The 14,384-nt window shown below is 72.3% G+C and carries 14 protein-coding genes and 1 riboswitch; of the genes, 8 read left to right on the top strand and 6 right to left on the bottom strand.

What is annotated here, in order from left to right; all coding sequences use genetic code 11:
- Positions 1-33: 33 nt before the first annotated feature.
- Positions 34-1,428, bottom strand: a complete 1,395-nt coding sequence (locus tag ABZ404_RS11980) for a trehalose-6-phosphate synthase (RefSeq protein WP_358831530.1) — start codon at positions 1,426-1,428, stop codon at positions 34-36.
- A gap of 76 nt (positions 1,429-1,504) precedes the next feature.
- Positions 1,505-2,452 carry a glucosyl-3-phosphoglycerate synthase gene (locus ABZ404_RS11985; protein WP_358831529.1) on the bottom strand — a complete coding sequence of 316 codons (948 nt, stop codon included), beginning with the start codon at positions 2,450-2,452 and terminating at the stop codon, positions 1,505-1,507.
- 188 nt (positions 2,453-2,640) lie between these two features.
- A riboswitch (SAM riboswitch) is annotated at positions 2,641-2,768 on the top strand.
- On the opposite strand from ABZ404_RS11985, the gene thrC reads away from it, so the two are divergent.
- The 4 genes from thrC to groL all read left to right on the top strand — a co-directional run bounded on the left by thrC (position 2,762) and on the right by groL (position 7,010).
- A complete protein-coding gene (gene thrC / locus ABZ404_RS11990) occupies positions 2,762-4,114 on the top strand; it encodes a threonine synthase (protein WP_358831528.1) in 1,353 nt (450 codons plus the stop codon). (Overlaps the previous riboswitch by 7 nt.)
- A 34-nt stretch (positions 4,115-4,148) precedes the next feature.
- Positions 4,149-4,427 carry a MoaD/ThiS family protein gene (locus ABZ404_RS11995; RefSeq protein ID WP_358831527.1) on the top strand — a complete coding sequence of 93 codons (279 nt, stop codon included), beginning with the start codon at positions 4,149-4,151 and terminating at the stop codon, positions 4,425-4,427.
- 409 nt (positions 4,428-4,836) lie between these two features.
- Positions 4,837-5,040: a cold-shock protein gene (locus ABZ404_RS12000; RefSeq protein WP_005315736.1), complete on the top strand. Its 204-nt coding sequence runs from the start codon at positions 4,837-4,839 to the stop codon at positions 5,038-5,040.
- Between the two features lie 344 nt (positions 5,041-5,384).
- The gene (groL, locus tag ABZ404_RS12005) at positions 5,385-7,010 is read left to right on the top strand and encodes a chaperonin GroEL (protein WP_358831526.1); all 1,626 of its coding nucleotides are present in this window, start codon (positions 5,385-5,387) and stop codon (positions 7,008-7,010) included.
- Positions 7,011-7,123: 113 nt separating this feature from the next.
- On the opposite strand, the gene murQ is transcribed toward groL, so the two are convergent.
- Together murQ and ABZ404_RS12015 are read right to left on the bottom strand one after the other, a co-directional pair.
- The gene (gene murQ, locus ABZ404_RS12010) at positions 7,124-8,041 is read right to left on the bottom strand and encodes an N-acetylmuramic acid 6-phosphate etherase (RefSeq protein ID WP_358831525.1); all 918 of its coding nucleotides are present in this window, start codon (positions 8,039-8,041) and stop codon (positions 7,124-7,126) included.
- 39 nt (positions 8,042-8,080) lie between these two features.
- Positions 8,081-9,001 carry a MurR/RpiR family transcriptional regulator gene (locus ABZ404_RS12015; RefSeq protein WP_358831524.1) on the bottom strand — a complete coding sequence of 307 codons (921 nt, stop codon included), beginning with the start codon at positions 8,999-9,001 and terminating at the stop codon, positions 8,081-8,083.
- 86 nt (positions 9,002-9,087) lie between these two features.
- Between ABZ404_RS12015 and ABZ404_RS12020 the strand changes: the two genes are divergently transcribed.
- Both ABZ404_RS12020 and ABZ404_RS12025 read left to right on the top strand, forming a co-directional pair.
- Positions 9,088-9,459: a hypothetical protein gene (locus tag ABZ404_RS12020; protein ID WP_358831523.1), complete on the top strand. Its 372-nt coding sequence runs from the start codon at positions 9,088-9,090 to the stop codon at positions 9,457-9,459.
- Entirely contained in the window at positions 9,456-9,725 is a 270-nt protein-coding gene (locus ABZ404_RS12025) for a DUF4031 domain-containing protein (protein ID WP_358831522.1), read from the top strand. The genes ABZ404_RS12020 and ABZ404_RS12025 overlap by 4 nt, the downstream gene beginning before the upstream one ends.
- A 34-nt stretch (positions 9,726-9,759) precedes the next feature.
- Here the strand turns inward: ABZ404_RS12025 and ABZ404_RS12030 are convergent, their stop codons facing one another.
- Positions 9,760-10,392 carry a hypothetical protein gene (locus ABZ404_RS12030; RefSeq protein ID WP_358831521.1) on the bottom strand — a complete coding sequence of 211 codons (633 nt, stop codon included), beginning with the start codon at positions 10,390-10,392 and terminating at the stop codon, positions 9,760-9,762.
- 646 nt (positions 10,393-11,038) lie between these two features.
- Between ABZ404_RS12030 and ABZ404_RS12035 the strand changes: the two genes are divergently transcribed.
- Together ABZ404_RS12035 and ABZ404_RS12040 are read left to right on the top strand one after the other, a co-directional pair.
- Complete coding sequence (locus ABZ404_RS12035) at positions 11,039-12,271, top strand: hydrolase (RefSeq protein ID WP_358831520.1); 1,233 nt, start codon at positions 11,039-11,041, stop codon at positions 12,269-12,271.
- 107 nt (positions 12,272-12,378) lie between these two features.
- Positions 12,379-13,068 carry a copper homeostasis protein CutC gene (locus tag ABZ404_RS12040; RefSeq protein WP_358831519.1) on the top strand — a complete coding sequence of 230 codons (690 nt, stop codon included), beginning with the start codon at positions 12,379-12,381 and terminating at the stop codon, positions 13,066-13,068.
- Positions 13,069-13,123: 55 nt separating this feature from the next.
- Here ABZ404_RS12040 and ABZ404_RS12045 read toward each other — a convergent pair whose 3' ends face one another.
- A complete protein-coding gene (locus ABZ404_RS12045) occupies positions 13,124-14,362 on the bottom strand; it encodes a DUF2993 domain-containing protein (protein WP_358831518.1) in 1,239 nt (412 codons plus the stop codon).
- Between the last annotated feature and the right edge of the window lie 22 nt (positions 14,363-14,384).

Below are 14,384 nucleotides of genomic sequence, written 5' to 3' on the forward strand. Positions count from 1 at the left end.
CGGTCCGCGGACGAAGCAAACGCCCCCGTTACCTCAGCGCCCGGACGGCCGCAGCTCCTCCAGCTGCTCCAAGAACCACCGCTGCGGCGGCAACGCGGTCGCCGCGGCGGCCAGCCGCTTCGTGCGGGCGGTCCGTTCCTCCGGTCCCATGGACAGCGCCTCGTGCAGCGCGGCCGCCGTGCCCGACACGTCGTACGGGTTCACCACCACCGCGTCCTCGCCCAGCTCCTCGTACGCCCCCGCCTCCCGCGACAGCACCAGCGCGCACCCGGAGTCCGAGACCACCGGGACCTCCTTGGCGACCAGGTTCATGCCGTCCCGGATCGGGTTGACCAGCGCCACGTCGGCGAGCCGGTACGCCGCCAGCGAGCGGGCGAAGTCGTCCTTCACGTGGAGGACGACCGGGGTCCAGTCGTCCGTCCCGTACGCGGAGTTGATGGCGGCGGCCACCCGGGACACCTCCTCGGTGTACTCCCGGTACACCGCCAGGTCCTGGCGCGACGGATAGGCGAAGGCGACGTGCACCACCCGCTCGCGCCACTCGGGGCGCTCGTCGAGGAGCTGCCGGTACGCCAGCATGCCGCGCACGATGTTCTTCGACAGCTCCGTGCGGTCGACCCGCACGATCGCGCGGCGGCCCGCGCCGATCTCCTCGCGCAGCGCCGCCATCCGCTCCTCGACGTCGCTCTCGTGCGCGCGGCGCCGCAGGAACTCCGCGTCCGCGCCGAGTCCGTGCACCCCGATCCGGGTGGTGCCCGTACCGCCGACGACGTCCTCGCAGCAGCGGGTGAACGCGTCCGCCCAGCGGTGGGTGAGGAAGCCGAGCCGGTCCGCGCCGAGCATCCCCTTCAGGAGCTGCGCGGCCACGTCGTCGGGGAGCATCCGGAAGTACTCGGGGGGCGCCCACGGGGTGTGGGAGAAGTGGCCGATGCGCAGGTCGGGGCGGAGTTCGCGGAGCATGCCGGGGACCAGCGCCAGGTGGTAGTCCTGGACGATCACGGCCGCCCCGTCCGCCGCCTCGTCCGCCAGCGCCTGGGCGAAGGCCCGGTTGTACGCCTCGTACGCACCCCACTGGCGCCGGAACTCCGCGTCGAAGGCGGGCTCCAGCGGTGTCTGGTAGAGCATGTGGTGGACGAACCACAGCACCGAGTTGGCGATGCCGTTGTAGGCGTCGGTGTGGACGGCCGCGTCGATGTCCAGCATCCGCACGCCCGGCTCGCCCACCCCGCGCCGCACCGCCTCCCGGTCGCCGTCGCCGAGCGCGGAGCACACCCACAGGGTGTCCGCCTCGGCGCCGATGGCGGAGAGGCCCGAGACCAGGCCGCCGCCGCCGCGGCGGGGTGTGAGTGTTCCGTCGGGGTCGAGGGTGTACGAGACCGGGCCGCGGTTGGACGCGACGAGGATCTGGGCAGCACGCGCGGGGACCATGGAGACGAACCTAGCCCGAAGCGGAATGCCTCAAACGTGCGAACCGCGTCACGGACCCCCCGGCGACCGCGCCCGCTCACGCCGCGCGGTGCACCGCGTACTCCGAGATCTCGCGCATCGGCGGGCGTTCCTCGGTGTCCACCGCGTAGGTGCGCGGGACGAAGCCCTCCTCGGCCCGTTCGAACTGCGTCAGCGACGGACGGACCAAGTGGGCCCGGGACAGGCGCAGTTGGGCCGTGCGGTAGATCGCCGCGGCCATCCGGCCGAGCGCCTGCCCGTCCTGGTGGCGGTGTCTGCGCACGCCCACGTCGACCTGGGCCAGCGCGTCGAGACCCACGGTGTGCAGCGCGTCGACGAGCAGCCCCAGCTCCACTCCGTAACCGACGGGGAAGGGCAGCCGCTCCAGCAGGGAGCGCCGGGCCGCGTACTCGCCGCCCAGCGGCTGGACGAACCCGGCCAGCTGCGGCCAGTGCAGATTGAGCAGCGGCCGGGCCACCAGTTCGGTGACGCGACCACCCTGACCTGGGGAGTCTCCGAACGGGCGGTCGTACATCGCCTTGACGAGGTGCACGTCCGGGTCGGTCAGGAGCGGGCCGACGATCCCGGAGACGAAGCCGGGGTCGAAGTCCTTCAGGTCCGCGTCGATGAAGCAGACGATGTCACCCGTGGTGACCAGCAGGGAGCGCCACAGGACCTCGCCCTTGCCGGGCAGCGCCGGTATCCGGGGCAGGATCGCGTCCCGGTGGACCACGCGGGCGCCCGCGGCGGTCGCGACCTCGGCCGTGCGGTCGGTGGAGCCGGAGTCGACCACGACCAGCTCGTCGACGAGCGGCACGGCGGCGGTCATCAGCTCGCGGCGGATCGCGGTGACGATCTGCCCGACGGTGGCCTCCTCGTCCAGCGCGGGCAGGACCACGCTGACCGTGGTGCCGGTGCGGCGCTTGGCCGCCGTGATCGCGTCCAGCGGGCGGTCGGCCGCCGACCAGGAACGCCTGCTCAGCCAGCGTTCCACCTCTTCCAGCACGATCGGTGACCCCTCTGTGAGTGACGGTGCGCGGGACGGCGCGGGTGCCGCCTGTGATCCATCTCGCGGTTCGGACGACTATCTCAACCGTCCGGGCCTTCGGTTACAGTCTTGAACAACGCGGACGGCGCTCGCATGTCGGGGTCGTCGCGCGGACAAACGCCCGGGTCCTGGACCCGGTGCCACAGCGCTCATCCAGAGGGACTGAGGGAACGGCCCGTTGAAGTCCCGGCAACCCTCCTGCCGACCGCGAGGTCACGGTGGGGAAGGTGCCAATTCCGTCTCATGGCGAAATGCGCCATGGGGAAGATGAGGAGAAAGGGCCTCGCCATCATGGCTGTGCACACCGCCGACGTAGCTGCCACCCCTGTCGCCACCGCGGACGCCACCACCGCAGACGCCGCCACCTCCGTGGATCTCGGTCCCGCCGTCGCGCTTTCCTGCCGGGAATGCGGAGAGCGGTTCGATCTCGGCCCCATCTTCGCCTGCGCCCTGTGTTTCGGGCCGCTCGAAGTCGCGTACGACCTTCCGACAGGTGATCCCGAGGCGCTCCGCAAGCGGATCGAAGCGGGCCCGGACAACATCTGGCGCTATGCGCCCCTGCTGCCCGTTCCGGCCAATGTGGCTGAAAAGCCCAACCTGAATCCGGGATTCACCAAGCTCGTCAAGGCTGACAATCTCGCCCGTGAGCTGGGCGTCACCGGCGGTCTCTACGTCAAGGACGACTCCGGCAACCCGACGCACTCCTTCAAGGACCGCGTCGTCGCCATCGCCGTCGAGGCCGCCCGCGCCTTCGGCTTCACCACGCTCTCCTGCTCCTCCACCGGCAACCTCGCGGGCGCGGTCGGCGCCGCCGCCGCCCGGGCCGGCCTGCGCTCCTGCGTCTTCATCCCGCACGACCTGGAGCAGGGCAAGGTCGTCATGGCCGCGGTGTACGGCGGCGAGCTGGTCGGCATCGAGGGCAACTACGACGACGTCAACCGCTTCTGCTCGGAGCTCATCGGCGACCCGCTCGGCGAGGGCTGGGGCTTCGTCAACGTGAACCTGCGCCCGTACTACGGCGAGGGCTCCAAGACGCTGGCGTACGAGATCTGCGAGCAGCTCGGCTGGCGGCTGCCCGACCAGCTCGTCGTCCCGATCGCCTCCGGCTCCCAGCTCACGAAGATCGACAAGGGGCTCCAGGAGCTGGTGAAGCTGGGGCTCGTCGAGGACCGGCCGTACAAGATCTTCGGCGCCCAGGCCGAGGGCTGCTCGCCGGTGTCGACCGCCTTCAAGGCGGGCCACGACGTGGTCCGCCCGCAGAAGCCGGACACCATCGCCAAGTCCCTCGCCATCGGCAACCCGGCGGACGGCCCGTACGTCCTGGACATCGCCCGGCGCACCGGCGGCGCGGTGGAGGACGTGAACGACGGGCAGATCGTGGACGCGATCAAGCTGCTGGCCCGGACCGAGGGCATCTTCGCCGAGACGGCGGGCGGCGTGACGGTCGGTGTCACCCGCAAGCTCATCGAGGAGGGGCTTCTCGACCCGGCCCTGACTACTGTCGTCCTCAACACGGGTGACGGCCTCAAGACCCTGGACGCGGTGGCGCCGACCACCGGACCGACCGCGACCATCCGCCCGAGCCTGGACGCGTTCCGCGACGCCGGCCTGGCCGGCTGACCCACCAGCTCCCAGACGGAAGGCAGGAAGCCCCATGAGCGTCAACGTCCGCATCCCCACCATCCTCCGCACGTACACCGGCGGACAGGCCGAGGTCGCGGCCGAGGGTGCCACCCTCGCCGAGGTCATCGCCGACCTGGAGAAGAACCACACGGGGATCGCCGCCCGGGTCCTGGACGACCAGGGCAAGCTGCGCCGGTTCGTCAACGTGTACGTCAACGACGACGACGTCCGCTTCGAGCAGGGCCTGGAGACGGCCACGCCGGACGGCGCCGGGGTCTCGATCATTCCGGCCGTCGCGGGCGGCTGCTGAGCTACTCCGCGTTACCTGAATTGCCCCCTCCGCAAGCTAAGCGGAGGGGGCAATTCAGTGTGGTTGAGCGCGGTACAGTGGGGAAGTCCCCTTCGTTGCGCATGCCACGTGCATATGAGAACGCGACGAACCGGCGTCGAGATGCAGTCAAAGTGTTCGAGCATATTGCTCCTTAAGTGCGCTTTGCCCGGCCCGACTTGCCCCGTAATGCTGGAATAGGCGGCATTCCGCTCCTGGCCCCCGCCCGGAATTCTCGTCCGACTGACCTGTTGCAGAGGGCAGTTGGGCAGATACATTCAGCCGCGGTCGACGCGTTCCGGCGCACACCCTCTCCTGTCGGAGGGTGGAGATCTGACCCGGGTCCGCGAAGTGTGGTCCCGTGCAAGGGCCAGTAATAGGGGAGTTAGGCATGGCTCAGGGCACCGTCAAGTGGTTCAACGCGGAGAAGGGGTACGGCTTCATCGCGGTCGACGGTGGTGCGGATGTTTTCGTCCACTACAGCGCGATCCAGATGGACGGGTACCGCACCCTTGAAGAAGGTCAGCGAGTCGAGTTCGAGATCTCGCAGGGCCAGAAGGGTCCGCAGGCGGACATGGTCAAGCTCGCCGTCTGATCTCGGCGCGATCGGCCACCGACGCATACAGGCCCGTGGGGCCCGCATCCTCTGTAAATGGATGCGGGCCCCACGTGTGTGTCCGGGCCCGCCTCGGTGGCCCGGACCCCGGCGGGCGGGTGTCCGGGACCGGGCCGTGGCGGTGGGACGGCCTTGCACTCTCCGGGGTCGAGTGCTAATCATTGGCGTTAGCACTCTCCGAGTGAGAGTGACAGAACTTGGATCGGGTCAGTGAGGCCCGCGGACCGGGTGGGGCAAGGAACCACAAGGGTCGCGAGCCGTCCGTCGCGGGCACCGGCGCGGTCCACGAAGAACGCCACCCCTGTCCGGGAGGACCACTTCACATGGCCAAGATCATCGCGTTCGACGAGGAGGCACGGCGCGGTCTCGAGCGCGGGATGAACCAGCTCGCCGACGCCGTCAAGGTCACCCTTGGCCCCAAGGGCCGCAACGTCGTCCTCGAGAAGAAGTGGGGCGCCCCCACGATCACCAACGATGGTGTTTCCATCGCCAAGGAGATCGAGCTCGAGGACCCGTACGAGAAGATCGGCGCCGAGCTGGTCAAGGAAGTCGCCAAGAAGACGGACGACGTCGCCGGTGACGGTACGACCACCGCGACCGTCCTCGCCCAGGCGCTCGTGCGCGAGGGTCTGCGCAACGTGGCCGCGGGTGCCAACCCGATGGCCCTGAAGCGCGGCATCGAGAAGGCCGTCGAGGCCGTCTCCGGTGCGCTCCTGGAGCAGGCCAAGGATGTCGAGACCAAGGAGCAGATCGCTTCGACGGCCTCCATCTCCGCCGCCGACACCCAGATCGGCGAGCTCATCGCCGAGGCGATGGACAAGGTCGGCAAGGAAGGCGTCATCACGGTCGAGGAGTCCCAGACCTTCGGTCTGGAGCTCGAGCTCACCGAGGGCATGCGCTTCGACAAGGGCTACATCTCGGCGTACTTCGCGACCGACATGGAGCGCATGGAGGCCGCGCTCGACGACCCGTACATCCTGATCGTCAACTCGAAGATCGGCTCGGTCAAGGACCTGCTGCCGCTCCTCGAGAAGGTCATGCAGTCGGGCAAGCCGCTCCTGATCATCGCCGAGGACGTCGAGGGCGAGGCCCTGTCGACCCTGGTCGTGAACAAGATCCGCGGCACCTTCAAGTCCGTCGCCGTCAAGGCCCCGGGCTTCGGCGACCGCCGCAAGGCCATGCTGAACGACATCGCCATCCTCACCGGCGGCACGGTCATCTCCGAGGAGGTCGGCCTCAAGCTGGAGAACGCGGGTCTCGACCTGCTCGGCCGCGCCCGCAAGGTCGTCATCACCAAGGACGAGACCACCATCGTCGACGGTGCCGGTGACAGCGAGCAGGTCGCCGGTCGCGTGAACCAGATCCGCGCCGAGATCGAGAACTCGGACTCGGACTACGACCGCGAGAAGCTCCAGGAGCGTCTGGCGAAGCTGGCCGGCGGCGTGGCCGTCATCAAGGCCGGCGCCGCCACCGAGGTGGAGCTCAAGGAGCGCAAGCACCGCATCGAGGACGCCGTGCGCAACGCCAAGGCGGCCGTCGAGGAGGGCATCGTCGCCGGCGGTGGCGTGGCCCTGATCCAGGCCTCCTCGGTCTTCGAGAAGCTGGACCTGTCGGGTGACGAGCTGACCGGCGCCAACGCCGTGAAGCTCGCCCTGGAGGCCCCGCTGAAGCAGATCGCCGTCAACGGTGGTCTCGAGGGTGGCGTCATCGTCGAGAAGGTCCGCAACCTGCCCGTCGGCCACGGTCTGAACGCCGCGACCGGTGAGTACGTGGACATGATCGCCGAGGGCATCATCGACCCGGCGAAGGTCACGCGCTCCGCGCTGCAGAACGCCGCGTCGATCGCCGCGCTGTTCCTCACCACCGAGGCCGTCATCGCCGACAAGCCGGAGAAGGCCGCCGCGGGCGGCGCTCCGGGCGGCATGCCGGGCGGTGACATGGACTTCTGATCCTCGTCGCAGGATCGGCAAGCCCGGTTACGTACGGAGGGCGGCACCCCACGGGGGTGCCGCCCTTCGGCGTTCACGGACCCCGGCGGGCGTTCACGTACCCCGGCGGGCGGCTACGGCAGGGCGGCGCGCAGCCGGCCCCGGGCCTCGGCCAGCCGCCGGGCCGCCGCCGCCGCGTCCAGATCCGCGAGCAGCATCAGGATCGCCGTCTTCACCTCGCCGCCGGCGGCGGTCAGGGCCGTCTCGACGGCTTCCTCGTCCGCGTCCGTGGCCAGTGCCACGATCCGGCGGGAGCGGGCGCGCAGCTTCTCGTTGGAGGCGCGGACATCGACCATCAGGTTCCCGTACGTCTTGCCGAGCCGGATCATCGTGATCGTCGAGATCATGTTGAGGACGAGCTTCTGGGCGGTGCCGGACTTGAGCCGGGTCGAGCCGGTCAGCAGCTCCGGGCCGACCACCACCTCGATGCCGTGCTCGGCGGCGGCGGCGAGCGCCGAACCGGCGTTGCAGGCCAGGCCGACGGTCAGCGCCCCACGCGCCCGGGCGTGCTCGACGGCTCCCACCGCGTACGGGGTGCGGCCGGAGGCGGAGACCCCCACCACCGTGTCCAGCGCGGTCAGGGCGAGCCCGTCCAGATCGGCCGCCGCCAGTTCCCGGGAGTCCTCGGCGCCCTCGACGGAGGAGGCGAGGGCCGCCGGGCCGCCCGCGATCAGCCCGACCACCTGGGAGGGGTCGGTGTTGAAGGTCGGCGGGCACTCGCTGGCGTCCAGCACCCCGAGCCGCCCGGCGGTGCCCGCACCCGCGTAGACGAGCCGCCCGCCCCGGCCCATCCGCTCGGCGGTCGCGTCGATGGCGGCGGCGATGCGCGGGAGCTGGGCGGCGACGGCGGCCGGGACCGTGGCGTCCTCCCCGTTCATGATCCGGGCGATCTCGGCGGTCGGCAGCCGGTCGATGTCGGCGAGCTCGGGGCGGAACGCCTCGGTGGTCAGGGTGGCCAGCTGGGCGCGGAGTTCCCCGTACGTGGAAGTCATGGCGCTGCTCTCTCGTGACGTGGGCGGGGGCATCCGGGGTCAGCGGGTGCGCGGGCTGTGACGGTGGGCGAGCGCCTCGTAGGAGGCGGCGAGCGCGGGGGCGGCCGTCTCGTACGTGCGCTGGGCGACACCGATGAACAGGCAGTCCACGACGAGGAGCTGGCTGGTGCGCGAGGACATGGCGGCCGGGCGCAGCTCGCTCTCGCGGGCGGTGGAGGTGGTCAGTATGTGGTCGGCGTACTGGGCTACGGGGCCGTCGGGGCGGCCGGTGAGGGCGATGGTGGTGGCGCCCCGCTCGAAGGCGACGCGCAGCGGCTCGATGACGTCGCCGGTCGAGCCGGAGTGGGTGATCGCCACGGCCGCGTCCCCCGCGCGCAGTTGCACGGCGTTGGTGACGGCGAGGTGCGGGTCGGTGTGGGCGTGCGCGACGAGGCCGATCCTGAGCAGCTTCTGGGCGAGGTCCTGGCCGACGAGGGAGGAGGCGCCGACGCCGTACACGTCGATGCGGCGGGCCTGTGCGAGGGCGGCGACGGCCGCGCCGAGCTGGACGGTGTCGAGGGCGGCGGCGGTGTCGGCGAGGGTCTGCTGCTCGTCGTGGGCGAGCTTGGCGACCACGTCGGCGAGGGGGTCGTCGACGGCGATGTCGGCGGTGACGGCCGGGGCGCGCCCCGACTGCTGCTGGGCGGCGAGCCCGGCGAGCGCGAGGCGCAGATCGCGGTAGCCGGGGTAGCCGAGGAGGCGGGCCGTGCGGACCACGGTGGCCTCGCTGGTGCCGGTGAGCTCGGCGAGGCCGGTGACGGTGAGGGCGGCGCACCCGGCCGGGTCCCCGGCGACGGCCTCGGCGACGCGCTGCATCGAGCGGGTCATCGACGGTGCCAGGGTGCGCACCTTGGCCGCGAGGGCGGCGGGGGCCGGGGGAGCCGCGTCGCCGGTGAAAGTTTCCTTCACGTCGTGGTTCACGCTTGAAAGATATTTTCGCAGGTGGGGCGGGGTCAACCCCTCGGCCCGGGACGGGCGGAAGTGGTGGATGGGGTGACAATGGCTCCATGGACGACGTCGACCCCCTGGAGCAGTACCTGCACGCCGCCCGCGCCCTGGTGCTGGCGGACCTGGCCGCGCGCGACGTGGCCCAGGCCGATGTCGTCTCGCTGGTCGAGGACGCGGTGACGCACCGCCGCTGGTGGGTGGAGCAGTGGCCGGACGGGGCGTCGTACGTCGCCGGGCTGGTCGCGCAGGACGTGCAGGACGCGCTCCTGGAGAAGTACGGCCGCTGGCCCATCTGCCCCGTCTGCCACGCCGGGGACCCGCACGCCCTCGACGTGGAGCCCGAGCTCGGGCCCGACCCGCACTGGGTGTGCGGCAAGGCGGGGGTGACGGTGGCCCCGGTCGGCGGCCTGGGCGCGGGCCCGCTCGCATGACGCTCTACATCGACCCGCCGACCTGGCCGGGCCACGGCCGTCTGTGGTCGCACCTGGTCAGCGATGTGTCGTACGAGGAACTGCACGCGTTCGCCGCCGCCGTCGGCTGCCCGCCGCGCGCCTTCGACGGCGACCACTACGACGTACCGGAGTCGCGGTACGCGGACGCGGTGCGGGCGGGGGCGGTGGAGGTCGGCTCCAAGGAGCTGGTGCGGCGGCTGACGGGGGCGGGGCTGCGACGGCCCAAGGGGCGGCCGGCGCCGTAGCCGGGGTGACGGCCGTGGCGCCCGGGGCCGCAGCTCAGCAGCTCAGCAGCTCCAGCTCCGTCGCCAGGTTCTCGCGGGCGCGGGTCTCCCACTCGTGGGCGCCGTACGGGGTACGGAAGAGCCTCGGCAGGGCGAGGAGCTGACGCAGGACCTGGGCGCGGCCGGTGCGGAAGGCGTCGTCGGGGACGAAGGCGTACTCCTCGCGGACGGCGGCGGCGTACGCGGCGTACTCCTCCGGGCCGCCCGCCAGAACCGCGAGGTCCGCGTCGCACAGGACCTCGCCGTTGGTGTCGCCCTCGGCGGGGTCGTGGGTGACGGTCAGGCGTACCAGCCGGGCGACCTCGGCGGTGTCCTCGGCTCCCAACCCGGCCTCGGGCAGCGCCCGTTCGGCCAGGGCGGCGCTGCGCTCCTCGTTCTCGGAGCGGTCCGGCCGGTAGACGGCGTCGTGGAACCACGCGGCGAGGCGGACGAGTTCGGGGGCGGCGGCGTGGTCGGCGAGGGTGTCGATGTGGCGCAGTACGGCGGTGAGGTGGGCGACGGTGTGGTACTTGCGGTGGGGTTCGCTCCAGCGGGTGAGGAGGTTGGTGGCGTAGGGGGTGGGGTCGGGGGTGGGGCCTTGGCGGGCGGCGCTGAGGGTGTCGGCCCAACGGGCAACGAGATCGACCATCCCCCGAGCCTAACGACGCCCCGGGCCCCGTTTCCGCCTGCGGGAGGCGGCACCCCGGCCGCGCAGTTCCCCGCGCCCCTTATCGGGCCCGGTGTTCGCCTGCGGCCCGGTGGTGGGCTGCTCGCGCAGTTCCCCGCGCCCCTGGGGTGTCCGGGTCCGGCTTTCGTGTGCGGGTTGGTGGTGGGCTGGCCGCGCAGTTCCCCGCGCCCCTGGGGTGTCCGGGTCCGGCTTTCGTGTACGGGTAGGTGGTGGGCTGGCCGCGCAGTTCCCCGCGCCCCTGGAAGGGTGCCGGTCCGGTTGTTGTCTGCGGGTGGTGGGTGGCCGGCCGCGCAGTTCCCCGCGCCCCTAAAAGCCTGTGGCTGAGCCAACTGTTCCGGCTACGGCCGACCCCCTAGGGGCGCGGGGAACGGCGCGAGCGACCGAAGCCGACCCGCAGACGAGGTCCGGGCCCGATAAGGGGCGCGGGGAACTGCGCGAGCAAGCCGCCACCGACCCGCAGGCGAATCTCCGGCCCCTTGAGGGGCGCGGGGAACTGCGCGAGTCACCCACCACCGGGGCGCAGGTGAGCACCCTCGGGCTACCCCCCGCCCCGCCCCGGGGGCCTCCCCGATGGGCAGGGGAGTCGGCCCCTGGGACAGTCGGAGGCATGATCGCGCCCTCTCGCCGGATCGTCCTGACCGCCGCCGCCGCCACCGTCCTCCTCGGCAGCGGAGCCGCCACCGCCACCGCAACCCCCCGCATCCACACCGAACTCCCCCCACCCACCGGCCCCCACCCCGTCGGCACCGTGAGTCTGCGGCTCGTCGACCGGGCGCGGCGGGATCCGTGGGGTACGCGGGGCTGCCGGGAGCTGATGGTGGGGGTGCGGTATCCCGCCCGCCGGGTGCGCGGGTACGCGCGTGCGCCGCAGATGACCCGCGCCGCCGCCGACGCGTACGGCCGGATGAGCGGACTCGACGTGCCCGAGGGAAGCGTGGACTGGGGAGCCACCCGCAGCCACGCCCACACCCGTGCCCCCGTCGCCCACCCCGCCCCCCACTCCGCCGGTTTCCCCGTCGTCCTCTACTCGCCCGGCGCCGGCGACCCCCGCACCCTGGGCACCACCCACTGCGACGAGCTCGCCTCGCGCGGGTACGTCGTGGTGATGCTGGACCACCCGTACGACGCCCAGGTCGTCGAGTTCCCCCGGGGCCGGCTCGAACGGACCGTGCTGCCCCGCGATTACGCCCGCGCCAAGGAGGCCGGGCCCGAGCACGTCGTCGCGCTGCTGAGGAAGGTCGTGGACGTGCGGGTGGCCGACACCCGGTTCGTCCTCGACCGGCTCCGCCACCTCCCCGACCCCCTCGGGCGCCTCCTCGACCTCGGGGCCGTCGGGATGTTCGGGCAGAGCGCGGGCGGGTTCACCGCCGCGCAGACCCTGCACGACGACCGCCGCCTCCGCGCCGCGCTCAACATGGACGGCGTGATGGGTTACACCGAGAACGACCACGACCCGGCGAACCCGTCCTCCGTCGGCACCGACGGCGTCACCCGCCCCCTGCTCCTCATGGGCATGGACGGCGACGACCACCACACCCTCCCCTCCTGGGGCGCCGTGTGGCGGCACAGCACCGGCTGGCGCCGGGACCTGACCCTCACCGGCACCGCCCACGCCTCGTTCACCGACCTTCAGTCGCAGATCCCGCAGATCGCCCGCCGGCTCGGGCTGCCGGACGCCTTCGTCACCGGGAACGTGGGCACCATCGACCCGGTACGTTCCGTCGCCGCCCAGCAGGCGTACGTCGCCGCCTTCTTCGACCGGTGGCTGCGCTGCCGCGACGACGCCGGCCTCCTGGAGCGGCCCTCGCGGCGCTGGCCGGAGGTGCGGTTCGTGGAGTGAGCCCCCGGCGCGCCGCCCCCTGACGCATGCGGCCCCGGGCCCCGCCGCGTAGGCTGTTATTGGACTAGACCTGTTGAGCGGGTAGGCAGCCGAGGAATTGGGGTCAGATGAGCAACCGTGCACTGCTTGAGGTGATCGCTCTCGACGCGGACGACGCCGTCGCGGCACAGGCCGGTGGCGCGGACCGGCTGGAGCTGGTCACCGACATGGCGGCCGACGGCCTCACCCCGTCCCGGCGGACCTTCGCGGCGGTCCGCGCCGCCGTGGACATCCCGCTGCGCGTGATGCTGCGCGCGGCGGACGGCTTCGCGGCGGGCGACGTGGACGCGCTCGTACGGGACGCCCGGGCGCTGCGCGCGGAGGGCGCGGAGGAGTTCGTGCTCGGCTTCCTCGACGAGACCGGCGCCCCGGACATGACGGCCGTACGGGCGCTGGTGGCGGAGCTGGACGGATGCCGGTGGACGTTCCACCGGGCCGTCGACCGCGCCGCCGACCGCGACGCCCTGCGCAAGGAGCTCGCGGGCCTGCCCGGCCTCGACACGTATCTGACGGCGGGTGCGGCCGGAGGCGTCGACGACGGCCTGGAGACGCTGGTCACGGAGGCGGGCCGGTCCGGCGAGCCGGGCTACGAGCCCCGCATCCTCGTCGGCGGCGGCCTCCGCCTCGACCACCTGCCGCGCCTGCGGGACGCCGGGATCGACGCGGTGCACATCGGCGGCGCGTCGCGCCCCGACGGCTGGGCGGCCCCCGTCTCGGCCCGGGCCGTCGCCCAGTGGCGCGAGACCCTGGACGCGTAGGCGCGAACGACGGCGGGGGTCCAAACCCGGACCCCCGCCCCGGCAGCCCCGGGGCCTACCGCCCCTTCCCCACCGCCAGCTCCACCCCCGAGACCGTCGCCACCACGCCGTCCTTCTCCACCCGTACGTCCCGCACCCGCAGCATCCGCGCCTCGCGCGGCAGCGTGTACGAGAAGGACAGGCGGTCGGAGAGCTCCGGCGGCCGCATCGCCAGCAGGCCCGTGACCAGCTTCGGGTCGATGCCGATCTTCGACAGCAGCCAGGGGTGGTCCGCCACCACGTCGACGAGGTTGACCTGTGTCAGCTGTTCGGCGAACCGGGGCGTGCCGGTCAGCTCGTGCAGCTTCTCCTCGCTGCGCAGCGCCGCCGCCACGTCCTCCTTCGGCACTCCGAGCCGCTCCACCACCGCCGGGACCGACAGCAGCGCCTTCACGCGCGCGGTGTCCCGGCTGATGAGGTCGGCGGCCTCGCGGTGCAGCGTCAGCCCCCGGTTCCGCCCCGGCCGGTACGTGGCCACGCCCGGCATGTCGAGGCTCATGCCGTCGACGTCCGTGGACAGCCCGCTGGAGCCCACGAGCCGCACCTGGGCCCGTGCCCGTACGCGCAGCTCCTGCCCGGCGATGGTCAGCCGGCCGTCCGCGCCCACCGTGTCGCCGCTCACCCGGCTGAACTTCAGCTGCGAGGCCGCCAGTTCCCGGTTCATGTCGTCGAAGGACAGGGTGATCCGACCGTGGAGATCGCCGATGACCGCACTGCGGATGTCGTTCGGCAGATCCCCCGTCAGGGTGATGTTCCGCGCGCTGGCCTGCACCTTCGCGAGCGATATCCGGTCGGCGGCCACGTGCGGCACGGTGACGTCCACCCGTTCCAGCCGCTTGTCCAGGACCTGCGTGAGGAACGGGAACCCGTGGATGTCCACCTCGGGAGCGGCGGCCAGATGGAGTTCGTCCTGGAGCGCCTGCCGCGCCTTCTTCTCCGCGTACATCGCCGCGCACCGGTCCGCGAGGACCAGGAACCCGACGCACACGACCAGCGCGAACATCAGCTTGGCGAGGCGCGGGAGCGCGGCGAAGGGACTGCGGCGGCGCCGACGGCCGCGCCTCGCGCGCCGGCCCTTCCCGGCGCGGCGGTGGTCCGGCGGGGACCACGCGTCGTCCTCGGGCTCGGCGTACATACGGCTGAGGTCGAGCGGGAGAACCGTGAGCCCGGCGGGCTCGGGTCCGCCCTCCGAGCCGGGCTCGGGATCGGCCAGGGCCGCGAGTTCGTCATAGGGGTTACGGGGACGAGGGTGCATGCGGGCGGGGGAGCGCATCGTC

This window comes from Streptomyces sp. NPDC005878 (assembly GCF_040629815.1).
Classification (GTDB): Bacteria; Actinomycetota; Actinomycetes; order Streptomycetales; family Streptomycetaceae; genus Streptomyces.

Excerpts from the sequence above, each read along its gene's own strand:
- ABZ404_RS12040 (WP_358831519.1), top strand. The coding sequence starts at position 12,379 with ATGAGCAACCGTGCACTGCTTGAGGTGATCGCTCTCGACGCGGACGAC.
- ABZ404_RS12035 (WP_358831520.1), top strand. The coding sequence starts at position 11,039 with ATGATCGCGCCCTCTCGCCGGATCGTCCTGACCGCCGCCGCCGCCACC.
- murQ (WP_358831525.1), bottom strand. The coding sequence starts at position 8,041 with ATGACTTCCACGTACGGGGAACTCCGCGCCCAGCTGGCCACCCTGACC.
- ABZ404_RS12030 (WP_358831521.1), bottom strand. The coding sequence starts at position 10,392 with ATGGTCGATCTCGTTGCCCGTTGGGCCGACACCCTCAGCGCCGCCCGC.
- ABZ404_RS12045 (WP_358831518.1), bottom strand. The coding sequence starts at position 14,362 with ATGCACCCTCGTCCCCGTAACCCCTATGACGAACTCGCGGCCCTGGCC.
- ABZ404_RS12000 (WP_005315736.1), top strand. The coding sequence starts at position 4,837 with ATGGCTCAGGGCACCGTCAAGTGGTTCAACGCGGAGAAGGGGTACGGC.
- ABZ404_RS11995 (WP_358831527.1), top strand. The coding sequence starts at position 4,149 with ATGAGCGTCAACGTCCGCATCCCCACCATCCTCCGCACGTACACCGGC.
- ABZ404_RS12025 (WP_358831522.1), top strand. The coding sequence starts at position 9,456 with ATGACGCTCTACATCGACCCGCCGACCTGGCCGGGCCACGGCCGTCTG.
- ABZ404_RS11980 (WP_358831530.1), bottom strand. The coding sequence starts at position 1,428 with ATGGTCCCCGCGCGTGCTGCCCAGATCCTCGTCGCGTCCAACCGCGGC.
- ABZ404_RS12020 (WP_358831523.1), top strand. The coding sequence starts at position 9,088 with ATGGACGACGTCGACCCCCTGGAGCAGTACCTGCACGCCGCCCGCGCC.
- groL (WP_358831526.1), top strand. The coding sequence starts at position 5,385 with ATGGCCAAGATCATCGCGTTCGACGAGGAGGCACGGCGCGGTCTCGAG.
- thrC (WP_358831528.1), top strand. The coding sequence starts at position 2,762 with ATGAGGAGAAAGGGCCTCGCCATCATGGCTGTGCACACCGCCGACGTA.